Below are 15,913 nucleotides of genomic sequence, written 5' to 3'. Positions count from 1 at the left end.
TACTACGACCATCTTCCAAACAAAGTGTAGCTACATAATACTAACGACAAAATAACAGAACATCAATGGGTCATTTTTTGTCAATTTGAACTGAAATAATAAGTTAAGCCGTGGATTAAAAGGATGCAATATTGATTTAGATATGTTCAGTGCTTCATAGGTGGGATTTTCATATTATTGACCAGATAGAGTAACACCAAAAGGCCATAAAAATTAAACGAATAAACAGTCAATTTATACAGTATCGATGGCATTATCGAGAGCGGTAGATTATTAATAGGGATATTTAAAAGGAATAAACAGAAAAACCAAGCGAATTTATTCATTGTCATAGGCTTTTCAGCTACAAAACTCAGCCAAGTTAAAGAAAAAGGCAATATTAACAAGGGGAAATAATATAACCAGCCAAAAGGGCTTAAGACCAGCATCATCACCAGGGTTAAGCAAAAGGATTGGTGAGGGACATTTAATTTTTCAGTTTTGATCATTTTTCTTACATAGAACAATAAGAAAATAAAAAATAATCCACCATAAATTTGCTTAATCGCAAGCCAATCCTGTGCATTTCCACTAACAAGGATTCGATAAATCATTCCTAGAATCGATCCATTCCAACTCTTTCCATACCACCTAATCACCGACATCATTGAAAAATATTGAGTATAGATAACAGTGCCGTAAATGATTAAAGGGAGCAAAGATAACAATAGTGAAGCAGAAAGTATGGCCACACAAACTTTATAACGCCTCTGCACAAGCACGTAAATAATGATCAAGGCAGGAAAGAACTTGATTGCGATAATAGCTCCCCAGACTACCCCAGCAAAATAATCTTTCTTTTTCACATATAAGTGGTAACCACTCATCATAAAAAACAAAAGAATTGTACCAAACTGAGCAAGCCCGGTATTCATCAACATGGGAAAACTCAATAAGAAAAAGAAATATAAATAAAAACCATTTTTTTTAATGAAATCCTGAGAAAAGGCATAGTGAAAAGCAATCCTAGCGCCGATTAATCCCAAAACCAGGGAAAATACTGACCATATACTCGCTGCAACATAATAATTAAACTTAACCAAAGGACTGAATAGCCATAATATAATTGGAGGATTTAAATTTGCAGGGACAAGGGCTGCTATCGGAGAAGAGATGGTTGATAAAACCTGATATGGGTTGCCTCCCTTAGCTAGGATTTGTGAAGATGAATAGAAGGACAGAAAATCAAGGGTACTTTGTGAGCAAAACATAAGGAAAAAAAGTATCGCGTAAAAACCAGCAAGCAACAGGCCTAGAAGCACTTTCCATGCGGTTTCTTGGGTTGTTCTGCCTGAATTAGCCAAGTGCAGTTGATTAATTTTTGTACCTTCCAAATTGGATATTTTTGTTTAGGGGCTTCTATTTATTTTTTACCTTACAATGCAAAACTTTCCAATAGCCAAATAAATTTGTTTTATACGAGTTTAACAGCTTAAGCTGATCATAATCCAAAATCGCATCAAGAGGGAAATTGGATTTAAATCCCACTAAGTCATTAACCCGAGCAAATTGTCCCTCAATAAATCGTAACGCAGGCTTCTCGGAGGCAACGTGATTTACAAATACGATTACCTGAAGGTTTAGCTACGCGGGCAATTTCTTTTAGAAAAGCCTCAACATCCGGGACGACAGAAGCCACATAGGGTTGCTTAAATTCATTATAGATGCCAAATTTTAACTATGTATTCTTGAGAACCTATCATGAAGTTTTCTCTATTATTAAAATTAATGCGATTCTGGCCTCCTTTTTTAGGTGCTGGAATCAGTGTAAAAAGTTTCAACTCGGATTTTTCTGAGATTGTCGTACAGATGAAAATGCGTTTTTGGAACAAAAATTACGTAGGTACACATTTTGGTGGCTCTTTATATTCGATGACGGATCCTTTTTATATGCTCATGATCCTCAACTTATTAGGAAAAGAATATATTGTTTGGGATAAATCAGCCTCCATACGTTATAAAATACCAGCAAAGGGAATTGTTTATGCAAAATTTCAAGTCTCTGTGGATCAACTTGAAAACATTCATCAGGGAGTAAACCAGGACGGAAAAGCTGAATCCGAATTCATAGTCTCAATTACAGATTCAAATGGGAATGTTGTGGCAGAAGTAAAAAAATTGATTTATGTTACGAAAAAGGCGCATTTAAGAAATAAAAAGGATGAAAGTCGTAAATAATAATCAGCAATATATTTAAATTAATGGCTAAACTAAGAGTTATCCAAGACAACAAGAGCGCATAATGCCAAATATAGCCGCGATTCGATGGCTAACCCGTGGAAAGAAAAAGCCTCCTGTCATTCAATACATGCTTTTGGACGACAATCTTGAGTACTTGATCTATCCTAAAGAAGTTGTAGTTACCGATTTAAAAACGGATATTGAGGATATTTTTAATGCATTTCATAAATATGTATCGAAAAATACATCTTTAGAAATTCATTTTAAATCAATTAATCAAAGCTACGGCCGCCACAGAAAAGACTCCTTTCAGTTTCATCGACTAATGAAGAAGATGTTAACGGAAAAAAATCTACTAAGACCTAATTCAAGAACCGCATTCTTACTGAATAAAGATAATCTAAAACTCTTCAAAAACGCACTATGCTTGCTTGATATTGATTGCAAAACGAAAGGCTATGCATTTACTACCCATCTATGGGCAATTGCACTGAAAGCAACAAGAAGCCGTGTACCGCTTGTCATTAAGAAAATTTGGAAAGCCCGATATGGAATAACAAGAATGACAAGACAGGATTTAAATAAATTTGTAGAATTCTATACGAGAGTGTTCATCTAACTGTGTCACCTCATTGATTATCTAAGTCTCAGGTTCATACGGTCTTCAAAATAAATATGAAGCTGAGACGCGATAAGCGCCCAATTGTGCATGGGCTGACTCCATTTTTCCAGTACTTTTTGGCAGGCACAATAAATAAGCTTTATCAGTGCGTTTTCACTAGTGAAAGCGCCTTTGTTTTTGGTGTACTTGCGAATTTGGCGATGGAACCCCTCTACGATGTTCGTGGTGTAAATGATACGTCTTAGCTCTTCGGGGTATTTGAAGTATTGAGACAAAGCCTCCCAGTTATTATTCCATGACTTCATAACTGCTGGGTATTTCTTGCCCCATTTCTCCTCTAGTTCAAGCAAATGATGCTCAGCTAAATCTTTGCTAGAGGCCTTATACACAAGCTTTAAATCAGCCATGAATGCCTTTTGGTCTTTACTAACAACATACTTCAGGGAGTTTCGTATTTGGTGAACTACACATAGTTGGATTTCTGTTTTAGGAAAGACTTCAGCAATAGCTTCGGGAAAACCCTTAAGTCCATCGATACTCGCAATAAGAATATCTTCTACCCCTCGTGCTTTAAGGTCATTTAAGACACCAAGCCAAAACCGCGCGCCTTCAGTTTCTGACAAATAAAGCCCTAAAATATCTTTCTTGCCCTCAGGAGTAACGGCAAGGACCGTGTAAAATGCCTTACTTGTGACTTTGCCCTCAACACGTACTTTAAAATGCATCGCGTCTAAAAAGGCAATAGGATATATAGACTCTAAAGACCTATTGCGCCATTCGGTAATCATAGGCAACAATTTATCCGTGATGAGGCTTATTTTAGCTGAGGATACGTCTAGACCATACATTTCAGCCAGGTGCTCACTAATGGCTTCATAGCTCATACCTAGGGCATATAAGGCCAGCACTTTATTATCTAATGACTCATTCAATACTGTTTGGCGCTTCTTAACAATTTCAGGCTCAAAAAGTCCTTCTCTGTCCCGTGGAGTGTCTAATTCAAAAATACCAGTTGTAGATTTCATTAACTTGGATGTTTTGCCATTGCGACGATTGGTTAGGCCTGAATCATGACAATCAGAAATGTGAGCCTCCATTTCACCTTCTAAGGCTGCTTCAAGAAGCTCTTTGATCAGAGGAGTTAAGATACCGTCTTTACCAGTAAGGGACTGGCCAGACTTTAATTGCGTTAAGGCTTCAGACTTAAAATCATTGAAATCAAAATTGGATAAATCTATCTTTTTATTCTTACTCATGGGCACCTCTTTTAAGTGTTGAAATTATAACAAGTTAAAAGAGATGACACAGTTATTTAAACACTACCTTCTATACCCATCTTCAGACTTGAACACCGTATCATGCATTTGTTCGACTTTTTAATAATTCAGATAAATCATCGGCATGCTCTTCCTCATCTTCTAAAATAGCTTCCAACAATCGTCTGGTAGTCGGATCGCTTGAACCAAACCATTGAATTAACTCGCGATAGACCATAATCGCAACTCTTTCTGCGACGAGATCTTCTTCAATTAATTGCAATAAATCAGCACCCTTTCCATATTCCGTGGCTGTCCTTTCTAACACCGTACCTGGATTAAAATCAGGGTTGCCACCTAATTGATTAATCCGCTCTGCAATCATCATCATATGTTGTTGTTCTTCAGTAGCATGTTCAGCAAATTCAGCTGCGACTTGAGGACTATCTATCCCTGTGGCAATGACTTGATGATGACGGTAACGTAATACGCACATAATTTCAGTGGCTAAAGCTGCATTTAAATGCATACAAGCAAGCTTTAAATCCAGAGGATAATCTTCGGTAATTGCACCTCGATCAATTGATTGTTTAGCGCGCCTTTTTATTTCATTAAGATTATATGGAATTTGATTTGAATTCGATTTCATCATGATAAAAACTCCTTTTACTTTAATCCATTAATTCAATCTGATAAAAAAAGCATAATTTTGAGAATAGTTTATACTGTAAAAATATAGCATAAGATTAAAATTTAGGGATATTATTTTAAAGGATGAAAATGATTGAAAAAGTAAATCAAGATAAGAACACAGACAGATATATACAATGGATTTATGATTCTGAGAACTTCACCCTGAATAGATTTCTAAACAAAGATGAAACATTATCCCTGCTAAATTACAGTCAAATAATCACTTATTCAGCAGGGGAAATAATTCTTAAACAGGGCATAAAATCCGAAGGGATTTTTATTGTTATTGAAGGGAATGTCAATGTTACAGAAAGAATCCTTGATAAAAGTAAGTTTCCTTTAGGTGTCTTATCCCAAGGCAGTTTTTTAGGCGCAATTAGCTATATAGCAGATGAGCCATCTCATACTTCGTTCATTGCAGGTGAGAATGTAACCTGCTTATTTATCTCAAAAATTTATTTAAGTATGGTCTCTCTTATTTCCCCTATGATTCATTACAAAATTATAAGGGCAATTACTCATCAAGTTTGTAATCATCTTAAAAATTTAAATCAAAGAGTGAGTGAATTTATAGCCAGTTCTGACATGTCGAAATTATCGCTTTATGGCAGAGTAGTTCACTCGATATCTAAACCTAGTAGCGTACCTCCAGAAGAAAGTGATAAATACAAAGAGATACTGATAAAAAATGTTAACTATTTTGACCTTGAAGAATGGAACACTTTGTTTAGGCAATGTCAATTTTTAGATGCTCCTAAAAACTGTAAAATTATTTCTGAAAGTGAAAAGAATACCACTTGCCATATCGTTATCCGAGGTGCTATCCAGTCAAGTATTATGAGAAGCAATCGCCTGGCAAAACTCTCAGTGATTGGCCCTTATACTTTGTTAGCAAATCTATGTCTTGAGAACACCCCTTTTGCAATCACTTTTATCGCTTGCGAAAAATCCATTTTATTAAAAATGAATGAGGTCCATTTAAAATCTATCGAGGTTAACCAGCCTCTGCTATGGTACAAACTCTATAACCTAATTTGTAAATCAGTCGTAGCACTGCAACGCTCCGTCGATAAACTGGATTCAAGATTACAAATTGAAAATTACAACAGGTAAATTGATATGTGCAGAGTTCTATCTTACCTTGGAAAACCGATTTTGATTGAAGAGCTTTTATATAAGCCGGATAACTCATTTATCAAGCAAAGTTATCATCCCATTTACATGACGCATCTATTAAATTTAGCGGGTTTTGGCATGGCTGCATGGAATATCGAGTCCCATAATCCCGAATTCCCCTTTCTTTATAAAACGCCTTACCTCCCATTTTATGATGAGAATCTTCGTAATTTATCTTCAAAGATTATGCCTCATTGCCTTTTGGCTCATTTACGGGGTGTTGCCTATAATGATAAACAGGTTATTAGCATTCAAAACGTTCACCCTTTTTCTTATCCCGAAACTAACTTAATCCTTGCACATAATGGGGCTTTATACGATTTCAAACTTATGCGCTATGATTTATTAGAATATATTGATGAACAGTATAAAAAAGAAATAAAAGGCACAACGGATAGCGAATGGATCTATTACTTGCTGTTATCGCAGCTTGCTAAATCGCAGAATGATTATGAAACAAAAGAGATTATTAGCGCCGTTTTTGAAACAATAACTATCTTACAATTTGTAAGAAGGAAAAATAAAATTCGAATTAATTCCCCGGTTAATTTATTTATTACAAATGGGAAATTTATTGCAGCCACCCGCTTCGTTTTAGATTATGGCTGGTTTTCATCCGAATCCCGACCGACTACTCATACGGCCTATCACTCTCTTTGGTACACTTATGGGGAATCCTATGGGCTTTATGAGAAAGAATATCGAATGAAAGGAGGCGATACAAAATCCAGCATCATAATTGCTTCAGAACCATTAACCGAAGACGCGACGACATGGTTAGAGGTTCCAGAATACACTTTAATTGTTGCCCGTCATATGGACGAGGAAATACGAATTACTTCTCAAGATATTAATCTTTAAACGATTTGTTATTTGGAGGCATTTATGAATATTTATAGGGATACAAAATTAGATCATAAAGTTTCTCTAAAGCAAGGATTAAAAAAATCAAGATACCAAACTACATCGGGAAAAAAAATTAAATCAAAAATTGCAACCCGCCTTAAGAGAATTAGAACAGAAGAACTATTGGACGAAGCATTGGAAGAAACTTTTCCAGCAAGCGATAGTGTAGCCAAATATTAGGACTAAGGATCCGCCATGCCTGAATTGCTTACGAAACACCCCGACCTAACGCTTAAGTTATTGAAGGAGGCGAAGATTCCCTGCGGAACTGGCGCGCAACAGACGATTTTAAAGGCTTGTCCTAAAGACCAATTCTGCTCTTTGCCCTCCGGTGAACTGTGCATCTATGGAACCAACCAAATTTCAGAAATGGCTCAAATCCACCCTGTGGAATTTTTATTTAAACCAGGAAATCTAGGTCCTTTAAGCGCCCTCATCTTAATAGCGCTTGTTATAGGCATTTGGATTGGAACCAAATTTTAAAAGGACTCAAATCCAAACCATTTCATTTAATGAACACGAAAGTTAATAAATTGCCACGGATCATGCTGATCCAATTTTGCTGAAAAAAGGGTAGACCGATCTTGCAACGGAGTCCAATTCGTATAATAGCCAGCCACTTTTCCCAAATAGGGAAGAGCCAATTTGAGAATATATTCATGATCCATCTGTTCAGGTTCAATCACTCCCTTGGTCGGGTTTTGAATACCCCACATGATACCAGCTAATACTCCCGCAGCTACCTGTAAGCTGGTTGCGTTATTAAAAGGGACTAACTCTCGTACTTCTTCTATAGACAGTTGTGAACCAAACCAATAAGCCCCTTTTTTATTTCCCATTAATAAAACACCTAACTCGTCTGTTCCTTCACTGATATCGTTTAAAAGAAACCGATTTTGTGCTTGCAGCATCCCTTCTTTTCCTTCTAATTCGTGTAGCGAAAGAGCAGCGTCCGGGCATGGATGATAAGCGTAATGGACTGTAGGCCGATAAAAAACCTTATCGCCATGTTTAATAGTCAAATAATCAGCAATTGATATCGCTTCAGCATGGGTAATTAAAAACCCATTAAAAGATCCATAAGAAGGAGTCCAAGTTCGTACTTTCGTAGATGCACCTGAACGATTCAAATAAATTGCGCAATTTGAGCCAAATGAATATCTATTTGCGTCTTCTGGCCAATGATTTTCATGAGTACCCCACCCCAATTCTGCCGGTTGGCTCGCTTCAGAAATGAGTCCATCAACTGACCAAGTGTTTACAAATTCGTTTGGCTGTTTAGCCCGATTAGAAATTTGCGAATCACGTTCTGCAATATGAATTGTTTTAATCCCTAACGTTTGTGCTAAATGAGCCCAGGAATTATCTTGGTTAAACTCATTGATATTCAAATGATTATCTGACGCCAAATTGCATAGTGCTTGTTTTACAAAATGAGATACCAAACCAGGATTAGCACCGTGAGTAAGAATTGCAGTCGACCCTTTGGGCTTTTTGCTCTCTAACACAGCTTCGCGCAACGCGTAGTTAGTCCTTGACGAGACAGATAAGGATTTATCAACGTATTGACCTGCCCAAGGTTCTGTGCAGGTATCCAAATATAAAATATGATGGGCTTGACAGTAATTAATTAAATCAAGACTAGAGATTCCTACCGATAAATTTAGTAAGAAATCCCCCTGCTTAAGGGTACTAGCCAACAAAGCAATATAATTTTCCTTTGTAACCTCTTTTGGCATTATCGTAAGGCCAAATTTTTCAGCAACAGAAAAGCCTTCTAGTTTTTTGGAAATGATAATCACTTGAGAAGAAGTTATCGTTAAATGCCTGAATAAGAGGGGTAGAATTGCTTGGCCAATACTGCCGAACCCCAGGATAAGTATATTGTTTTTAAATTCCTTTTTTAATTTTTCGATCATATTAATTCTCTTGTTTTTATACTAATTATAGATAATGGATTTTGTATCGTTGACTAAATGGGTAGATTGAACGGGTAAATTTGCGATATCCTCTCCATGAGATCAAAGCAAAAGGACTGCAGTGATTAAAAACCGTCTAAAGATCACTAATACTAAAGAGATTATCGCTTGGGCACTTTATGATTTTGCCAGTTCATCCTACTTTGTTGTGATCCTTACTTTTGTTTTTGCTACCTATTTCTCAAAAAAAATTGCACCCAATGCCATTGATGGCACTACCTTTTGGGGATATACCATTTCTGCTTCTGCATTTTTAATTGCCATTGTAAGCCCTTTCCTTGGTGCTATCGCGGATTATGGCGGACAGCATAAGCGTTGGTTATTCTGTTTTACTTATTTAGGAATTATAACCACAGCTCTTTTATGGTTTGCGTACCCTAAACCAAACTCAATTGCCTTGACTTTGATTTGCGTTTTTATTAGCAATTTTGCTTTAGAGGAAAGCACTGTTTTCTACAATACATTTTTACCTAAAATAGCACCTCAAGAATACCTTGGCCGTATATCAGGTTGGGGATGGGGTTCTGGCTATTTGGGGGGAATTTTTTGTTTATTGATCGCTTTATTCATTATCATTAATGGTCACATTGGCCTAAACAAGGCAGATGCGGGAAACATTCGCGCAGTCGCTTTATTAGTTGTCATCTGGCTAATCATCTTTAGTCTGCCATTGTTTTTGATTGTTCAAACTCCAAATAAAAATTATTTACCCGTCAATGCTGCAGTAAAAAAAGGAATTAAGGAACTTTTCATTACTCTTAAAAATTTACCTCAGCAAAAGAATCTCTCGCTTTTTTTAATCGCGCGCATTATTTACATGGACGGTTTGAATACTTTATTTGCTTTAGGCGGAATATACGCCGCGGGAACTTTTGACTTAAGCGTCGATGATATTGTCGTTTTTGGAATAATTATGAATATTTCAGCAGGCTTAGGCGCAGCCTTATTTGCCTGGGTCGATGATTGGGTCGGTTCGAAAAATACTGTCCTGATTGCTTTACTCGGTTTGCTCATGACCTTTTGCCTTTTATTAACAGTAACATCCGGTACATTATTTTGGTTTTTAGCACCCACACTGGGTATTTTTGTTGGTCCAGTACAAGCAGCAAGCAGAACCTTTCTCGCCCGTTTAGCTAAACCAAACGAAATCACGCGAATGTATGGTTTATATTCATTCACGGGTAAAGTAACTAGCTTTTTAGGCCCTTTGCTCGTTGGGATTTTTACTACTTATTTTGATAATCAACGCCTGGGCATGGCCGTATTATTACCTTTTTTCATTATTGGTGGAGCAATATTGCTCTGGGTTAAAGAACCTCAATGAAATGGCTTTAGAAGTTATTTATTATTTTTTCAGCTTTTTTTACAAATTTATTTTTCATCAATAAATTTGCGATTTTTCGATTCATCCAATCATAGGGGAAAGGAAGAGGCCTGTAGAAATCAATAAATAGGATTACTCTTACTTCGTTTGATTTATTATAAGCTGCGTGCAGAAACATATCATCGAAAACGACACTTCCTCCTGGTTTCCAATAATGTAAACTTCCATCTACCTCCAAGTAACAAAGGCTATCATCAGGAATAATCAGTCCTAAATGATACCGCAAAAAACCTTTCATATACCCGTAATGGGGCTCAATGGTTGATTGGGGTCCTAACTGTGAGAAAAACACATTCACTACGTTTGGCATACTTTTTAATAATTCTACCGTTTTAGGAAAATATTCAGAATTCTTATCAACAATTTTGCTATCTAATTTCAAAAATACCGTGGTCCAATCAGCTTCCTCTTTTTTTTCGGTAGAATAGTCATTCCAAGGCAGGGTACTCCCATTATTACCACCATGTAACCCCAACTGCATTAAAGTAGGACGTGGTAAATTGAGTTTTAAATAATGCAAATACTCATCACGGATTGCTGAAAAATTATTCTCAAAAATTTTCGCCTGAGGGAAATTAGTCAATACATCAGGATAAGGAATATCCTCAAAAACACCATGTTTCCCCAAATATTGTAAAAATTTATTGTATAAACTGAGTATTTTAAATCCGATCATTGTAAATTCTCACATTAGAATTTATCAATTTTATCCCTTCTTCATAACCCAATTGCAGTAATTCCTGTTCTTGGTTCTTATTTAAATAATAGATACTAAAATGGCTTAAGTCAGAGTTTATTACAAAATCTGCATATTGACAATTTTGTTGTTCCTTTAAGGAGGATCCCATTAAAATCGCTTTGATGAAGTTATCCCAAATAATCGGGTAACTTTTCTTACCCCTTCCAAATCGAGCCATTAAAAATCGGATCAGATTGGTTTCTTGCGGAAAATGATAAACCGTATCATCGATGCTGTTTGTCGAGAGGCTTGAAGCGATAATCCTGTTCTGGTTACCTATTCGATTACGCATTATATCGATTGGCAAATTGTTAATTAATCCGCCGTCATAATGCAATTGTCCATTGATAATCAAAGGCGGCAGCACTCCTGGAATTGAATTGCTTGCCATAATTAAAGAAGGGAGTTCTCCGTGATAATGAACAGATTCACAGCACATGGATAGGTTAGCCGTTACACAGAAAAAAGGTCGCCATAAATCCTCAATTTTTATCTCATGAAATATTTCTTGCAATGAAGCTATAGCGTCGGACGATTTAAACAATGAGACCAAAGGCCAAGTTAAATTTTTAAATTTTGTGATGCGATAGAATGCGCTGGTAATTCGCTTTAACTTATCAACAACCAAATTAAATTCAGGATCAATTAAATAACACGCGCCAACAATTGCTCCAGCACTAACACCACCTATCGCATCAATTTCAATGTTCATTTCGGTTAAAGCCTTAATTAATCCGACATGAAACCAACCCTTTGCCCCTCCTCCGCCCAAGACAAGCGCAGTAGCTGTACCATTAATAAAACGTAAAAACCGTTGATAATCCGCATCCCTATTTTGTTTAATTTGATAATGAAAAGAAAACGAAGCTTTTTCGAGCCATTTTATTGTATTAACAGGGATTTCGACATCATCAGAATGTAATATAACTAATTCAGACTTGATATAGATTTTGTTTTTTTTATTATTGATTAGATTAAGAATTTTCAAATCAACATCCACGTTAGCTTGATTATCAGCCAACAAGTAAATTGTATTATTCTTGTTTAATTCGAGTAGTTCCGATAAAACTTCAGGAGAATTTATTAATAAAATCATTCGGTTTTTATGCCTACCTAATCTCGACATCTCTTCCTTAATATTATCGACATCATCACCTTCAAAAAATGATATGTCTTGGTAATTTGTTAAATTCTTTTTTAATCTTATGCTGAAATTCTTAATAGAAACTTGAGAATTTGCAGGGATAACGATATGCCACTGCTGAGTTGATTCATCAGCAATGAAATTCATCGTGCGTTGGGATCGCTCAATCACGATTTTAATGGTTTCTTGCAGAATAACAGGATTATTATCACATAAGGCTTTAAACCGTTCGGCAGACAATTGAGCCAGTTGCGAGGGGGTTGTTGCTTTAACAGAAAGCATACGTGGTTGATTAGATAACACACCTGATTCACCGACAATCTGCCCTTGCTCGACATTCCCAATTATCTCAGGCTGATTATTTTTATCGATAAGGTAACTCACAACATTACCGGAGATTACAAGATAGATGGAATCTGGTTTATCACCTCGCGAGAACAGGATTTCCCCTTCTTTTAAGTCGATTAGTACAAATTTGCTAGCAAGATCCTGCAATTCATTTTCTTGTAAACAAGAAAACAAAACGGATTTTCTCAAGATGTCAAGCAGTTCTATCATTATAAATCATGAAGTTAAGTAAGGAAGCATATATCTAAATAAAGCAAAATTTCGATCTAAAAGCAAAGTCATTGCCGTCATACTAAGCTCAATAGATAATTTATTTATTTTTAAACTCAATGGATATTTGGTACTGAAGGTAGGAGAATAGCGATGGAAGTTAGCGCATTCTACCGTTTAGGGAAATTAATTTATCATTTTCGATGGCCTATTATAGGTTTATGGATTTTATTGAGCGTCACCTGCTTACCCTTCATGACACATATTACAGAACCCTTCAAGATAACTGGATTTTTTAGCGAAAAGTCAAAAAGCGAACAAGTAAAACGATACTTAAATAAAGAATTAAATTATAATAATTACAATAAGTTATTTATTATATATACGAGTAAAAACCTACTGGCTACAAGTGTAAACTATACAAATAAAGTCAAAAAATCATTAAGTGGAATAAAAAATTTTCCACTCAAGACAATAATAATTTACCCCAATGAGAATAAAAAACAGATATCAAAAGATAAGCATACCTCTTATGTCGTTGTTATTATAAAAAGCCAAAATCAAGTGAGTGACAAATTATTAAATGACCTTAAGTCACTTATAAAAACACCCAAAAACATGACCATCCAAATTGGTGGGGAGCCAATTTTTATTGATGATGTTAATAAACAAACACAAACAGATCTTTATAAAGCAGATTTTATTGCCACACCGATTTCACTTATCACGTTAATCCTTGTATTTGGTACTCTCATTTCTGCGTTATTGCCAATTATTTTAGGGGGTGGCAGTGCATTGGTAATTCTTACCGTACTCTATTTATTTGGCCATTTTTTTTCGCTTTCAGTCTTCACCTTAAATATTGCTCTATTACTAGGGCTTTGTCTCAGCTTAGACTACGCATTATTTGTTATTAGTCGATTTCGCGATGAACTCAAGAACAGATTGACCGTCGTAGAAGCGGTCGCTGTCACGCAAGCAACAGCAGGCAAAGCGATTCTCTTTAGTGGTTTCGCTGTTTTTGCAAGTTTAAGTGCCTTATTATTATTTCCAATTAACATTTTGTTTTCTATTGCTATAGGTGGATTAACAGCGGTTTTTATCGCAGTATTAATGGCAATCATCCTTTTACCTGCAATTCTTTCTGTTTTAGGGCAAAGGATTGACTTGTTATCAATAAGATTGTTTAAAAAAAGCAGGGTTAGTTTCAATTTCTGGCATTGGCTGGCTGAAAAAGTAGTTCACCGACCAATTCTCTACTTTTTTTCTATATTAGGTTTTTTATTACTGCTTGGTTACCCTTTTATATCTGCCAAATTTGGTGTCTCCGATTTTCACATTTTTCCAAATCAATCAGAACATCGTGTATTTTTTAATAACTATGAAAATAAATTTGATATTAATGAACTTACCCCTATCCTTGTATTATTACAGGCAGAACACAATAGGATATTATCGAAAAACAATATAAAAAAAATATACGATCTTGCCCATCAACTAGAAGATGACGACCTCATAAAAAAAGTGATTAGTGTTGTCAACACCGATTCAAGTTTAACTCAATATCAATATTATTCTTTATACAATTTTCACAAAGGATTAATTAGTCAAGGAGTTAAGAAATTATTAGAAACAACAACACGCCATTACTTAACAGTAATGACTATCATCAGTAGGTATTCCGCTGATTCCCCGCAAACTCGATCCTTGATTAATAAATTGCAGTCAATGCCAATTAAAAAAGGAATAAATAAACAGTTAACAGGTACCCCAGTAAGCAATATCGATTTACTTAATTGTATTTCCCAAATTCTACCCTATGCAATTTTATGGATTATGGTATCCAGCTATGTCATTTTGCTTATTTTATTACGATCTGTCATTTTGCCACTAAAAGCAATTCTCATGAATATCTTAAGCCTTTGTGCGTGTTATGGTGCATTGGTGATGGTATTTCAAGAAGGTTATTTACACTCTCTCCTTAATTTTGAACCGCAAGGATTTCTCGATATTAGCCTTCTTGTCATCATTTTCTGTGCTTTGTTTGGATTCTCAATGGATTATGAAGTGTTTCTATTAACGCGTATTAAAGAGTCTTACGAACTTTATGGTGACAATAAAGCAAGCATTATCTTCGGTATCGAGAAAAGCAGTAAAATAATTACTAGCGCGGCAATAATAGTTATGTGCATATGTTTTTCATTTTTGGTAGCAGACATCCTGATTGTAAAAGCTTTCGGTTTAGGTATAGCAGTGGCAATTTTTGTTGATGCATTTTTAATTCGTACATTTTTAGTACCAGCTACAATGATCTTACTTAAGCAATTTAATTGGTATCTGCCTAAATGGGTTGATAAAATTTTACCTACACTTTAGCCATCAAAAGATAGTGTTCAAATTGTAATAATCTCTTGAATATCCGGCATATAATATTCAGCTTGCCCTGATTTAATTGTTAGATTAGTTAAAGGCTTATAGATGCTTTTAGCATGAGTGTGTCCACAAAAAACTGAGAAGTGTATTTGCTGATACTCATGCGCTAATTCAAGTAACACATTCCCTGTTGCCTGCGAGGCATAATAAGGCAAAAAATCACGCGTCCCTTCTTTGCCCCGATAAAAGCAATTTTCCTTAAAAGGTGGAACATGGGTAATCACTAAGATTTGCTTAGCCCCTAAATCTACAGCTTCGTGTAATTTATTTTTTAATTGCAACGCATCCGTATCTGCTAACTGCCGCATTTGCTTTAACAATTGCTTCTTACCCAAACCTTGTTGTAAAAATAAATCGATAATAAGACGACTATCATTAACCGCAACTGGGCTGTGGTAATAATCACCATAACGACCATCCGCCCAGCCATCCTGACCTACTAAATAGATCATCTTTTTCAAGGCAATCGGTTTTATTGCTGGAAGCCAATAAAGTAACGGCTCAGTATTTGTTAACTGGGTCATTTCGTCTCTGACCTCTTGCACGTCACCGAAATAGTAATCGTGATTTCCAAGCACAAAATAGATTGGACGATTCAATTCCCTCTCCATTTCAATTAATATCTCTTTCACCGAAGGAGCTTCGGCAATATCACCACTAATCATTATTAAATCGGCTTTAGTGATTGAAACAAATTCATAGAATCTCTTTCGCGAATTTCGATCTAGAAAATTTAGATGAAGGTCAGTAAGCCAGGCGATTTTCATAGGTATCTCTTAGGGTTTTTCAATTTAAGTCTAGCA

Annotated in this window: 15 protein-coding genes; 8 read left to right on the top strand and 7 right to left on the bottom strand. The window is 35.8% G+C overall.

The window, feature by feature from the left end; all coding sequences use genetic code 11:
- Positions 1 to 146: 146 nt before the first annotated feature.
- Positions 147 to 1,373: a glycosyltransferase family 87 protein gene (locus tag LMI_RS06515; protein WP_052679478.1), complete on the bottom strand. Its 1,227-nt coding sequence runs from the start codon at positions 1,371 to 1,373 to the stop codon at positions 147 to 149.
- A 367-nt stretch (positions 1,374 to 1,740) separates the two neighbouring features.
- On the opposite strand from LMI_RS06515, the gene LMI_RS06510 reads away from it, so the two are divergent.
- Together LMI_RS06510 and LMI_RS06505 are read left to right on the top strand one after the other, a co-directional pair.
- A complete protein-coding gene (locus tag LMI_RS06510; protein ID WP_045099067.1) occupies positions 1,741 to 2,217 on the top strand; it encodes a DUF4442 domain-containing protein in 477 nt (158 codons plus the stop codon).
- Positions 2,218 to 2,281: 64 nt separating this feature from the next.
- A complete protein-coding gene (locus LMI_RS06505; RefSeq protein WP_231852264.1) occupies positions 2,282 to 2,839 on the top strand; it encodes a hypothetical protein in 558 nt (185 codons plus the stop codon).
- A gap of 17 nt (positions 2,840 to 2,856) precedes the next feature.
- On the opposite strand, the gene LMI_RS06500 is transcribed toward LMI_RS06505, so the two are convergent.
- Both LMI_RS06500 and LMI_RS06495 read right to left on the bottom strand, forming a co-directional pair.
- Entirely contained in the window at positions 2,857 to 4,098 is a 1,242-nt protein-coding gene (locus tag LMI_RS06500) for an IS256 family transposase (protein WP_045098241.1), read from the bottom strand.
- Between the two features lie 100 nt (positions 4,099 to 4,198).
- Positions 4,199 to 4,750 (bottom strand): ferritin-like domain-containing protein, encoded by a 552-nt coding sequence (locus LMI_RS06495; protein ID WP_082050716.1) that lies wholly within the window; start codon positions 4,748 to 4,750, stop codon positions 4,199 to 4,201.
- A gap of 128 nt (positions 4,751 to 4,878) precedes the next feature.
- Here LMI_RS06495 and LMI_RS06490 point away from each other — a divergent pair, with 128 nt between their 5' ends.
- Genes LMI_RS06490 through LMI_RS06475 form a run of 4 tightly spaced genes read left to right on the top strand, consistent with a single transcriptional unit; the run spans position 4,879 to position 7,356 of the window.
- Complete coding sequence (locus LMI_RS06490; protein WP_052679477.1) at positions 4,879 to 5,904, top strand: cyclic nucleotide-binding domain-containing protein; 1,026 nt, start codon at positions 4,879 to 4,881, stop codon at positions 5,902 to 5,904.
- Positions 5,905 to 5,910: 6 nt separating this feature from the next.
- Positions 5,911 to 6,828 carry a class II glutamine amidotransferase gene (locus LMI_RS06485; RefSeq protein WP_045099066.1) on the top strand — a complete coding sequence of 306 codons (918 nt, stop codon included), beginning with the start codon at positions 5,911 to 5,913 and terminating at the stop codon, positions 6,826 to 6,828.
- Positions 6,829 to 6,852: 24 nt separating this feature from the next.
- A complete protein-coding gene (locus tag LMI_RS06480; RefSeq protein ID WP_045099065.1) occupies positions 6,853 to 7,053 on the top strand; it encodes a hypothetical protein in 201 nt (66 codons plus the stop codon).
- Between the two features lie 15 nt (positions 7,054 to 7,068).
- On the top strand, positions 7,069 to 7,356 hold the full coding sequence (locus LMI_RS06475; protein ID WP_045099064.1) for a hypothetical protein: 288 nt from the start codon (positions 7,069 to 7,071) through the stop codon (positions 7,354 to 7,356).
- Positions 7,357 to 7,382: 26 nt separating this feature from the next.
- Here the strand turns inward: LMI_RS06475 and LMI_RS06470 are convergent, their stop codons facing one another.
- The gene (locus tag LMI_RS06470; protein ID WP_045099063.1) at positions 7,383 to 8,792 is read right to left on the bottom strand and encodes a homospermidine synthase; all 1,410 of its coding nucleotides are present in this window, start codon (positions 8,790 to 8,792) and stop codon (positions 7,383 to 7,385) included.
- 121 nt (positions 8,793 to 8,913) lie between these two features.
- Between LMI_RS06470 and LMI_RS06465 the strand changes: the two genes are divergently transcribed.
- Entirely contained in the window at positions 8,914 to 10,176 is a 1,263-nt protein-coding gene (locus LMI_RS06465; RefSeq protein WP_231852262.1) for an MFS transporter, read from the top strand.
- A gap of 7 nt (positions 10,177 to 10,183) precedes the next feature.
- Here the strand turns inward: LMI_RS06465 and LMI_RS14870 are convergent, their stop codons facing one another.
- Both LMI_RS14870 and LMI_RS15710 read right to left on the bottom strand, forming a co-directional pair.
- Complete coding sequence (locus LMI_RS14870; protein WP_052679476.1) at positions 10,184 to 10,912, bottom strand: aspartyl/asparaginyl beta-hydroxylase domain-containing protein; 729 nt, start codon at positions 10,910 to 10,912, stop codon at positions 10,184 to 10,186.
- Positions 10,899 to 12,677: a patatin-like phospholipase family protein gene (locus tag LMI_RS15710; RefSeq protein ID WP_045099062.1), complete on the bottom strand. Its 1,779-nt coding sequence runs from the start codon at positions 12,675 to 12,677 to the stop codon at positions 10,899 to 10,901. The genes LMI_RS14870 and LMI_RS15710 overlap by 14 nt, the downstream gene beginning before the upstream one ends.
- Before the next feature lie 153 nt (positions 12,678 to 12,830).
- Between LMI_RS15710 and LMI_RS06450 the strand changes: the two genes are divergently transcribed.
- Positions 12,831 to 15,053: an MMPL family transporter gene (locus LMI_RS06450; RefSeq protein WP_045099061.1), complete on the top strand. Its 2,223-nt coding sequence runs from the start codon at positions 12,831 to 12,833 to the stop codon at positions 15,051 to 15,053.
- 17 nt (positions 15,054 to 15,070) lie between these two features.
- On the opposite strand, the gene LMI_RS06445 is transcribed toward LMI_RS06450, so the two are convergent.
- Positions 15,071 to 15,877, bottom strand: a complete 807-nt coding sequence (locus LMI_RS06445; RefSeq protein WP_045099060.1) for a metallophosphoesterase — start codon at positions 15,875 to 15,877, stop codon at positions 15,071 to 15,073.
- Positions 15,878 to 15,913 lie beyond the last annotated feature (36 nt).

Origin of the sequence: Legionella micdadei (assembly GCF_000953635.1) — a bacterium.
Taxonomy (GTDB): Bacteria; Pseudomonadota; Gammaproteobacteria; order Legionellales; family Legionellaceae; genus Tatlockia; species Tatlockia micdadei.
This window is presented reverse-complemented; position numbering and strand designations above follow the sequence as displayed.

Bases quoted from the DNA above. Each gene is read 5' to 3' on its own strand.
- LMI_RS06480 (WP_045099065.1), top strand. From the start codon at position 6,853: ATGAATATTTATAGGGATACAAAATTAGATCATAAAGTTTCTCTAAAG.
- LMI_RS06495 (WP_082050716.1), bottom strand. From the start codon at position 4,750: ATGATGAAATCGAATTCAAATCAAATTCCATATAATCTTAATGAAATA.
- LMI_RS06490 (WP_052679477.1), top strand. From the start codon at position 4,879: ATGATTGAAAAAGTAAATCAAGATAAGAACACAGACAGATATATACAA.
- LMI_RS06505 (WP_231852264.1), top strand. From the start codon at position 2,282: ATGCCAAATATAGCCGCGATTCGATGGCTAACCCGTGGAAAGAAAAAG.
- LMI_RS06485 (WP_045099066.1), top strand. From the start codon at position 5,911: ATGTGCAGAGTTCTATCTTACCTTGGAAAACCGATTTTGATTGAAGAG.
- LMI_RS06475 (WP_045099064.1), top strand. From the start codon at position 7,069: ATGCCTGAATTGCTTACGAAACACCCCGACCTAACGCTTAAGTTATTG.
- LMI_RS06470 (WP_045099063.1), bottom strand. From the start codon at position 8,792: ATGATCGAAAAATTAAAAAAGGAATTTAAAAACAATATACTTATCCTG.
- LMI_RS06500 (WP_045098241.1), bottom strand. From the start codon at position 4,098: ATGAGTAAGAATAAAAAGATAGATTTATCCAATTTTGATTTCAATGAT.
- LMI_RS14870 (WP_052679476.1), bottom strand. From the start codon at position 10,912: ATGATCGGATTTAAAATACTCAGTTTATACAATAAATTTTTACAATAT.
- LMI_RS06450 (WP_045099061.1), top strand. From the start codon at position 12,831: ATGGAAGTTAGCGCATTCTACCGTTTAGGGAAATTAATTTATCATTTT.
- LMI_RS15710 (WP_045099062.1), bottom strand. From the start codon at position 12,677: ATGATAGAACTGCTTGACATCTTGAGAAAATCCGTTTTGTTTTCTTGT.
- LMI_RS06510 (WP_045099067.1), top strand. From the start codon at position 1,741: ATGAAGTTTTCTCTATTATTAAAATTAATGCGATTCTGGCCTCCTTTT.
- LMI_RS06445 (WP_045099060.1), bottom strand. From the start codon at position 15,877: ATGAAAATCGCCTGGCTTACTGACCTTCATCTAAATTTTCTAGATCGA.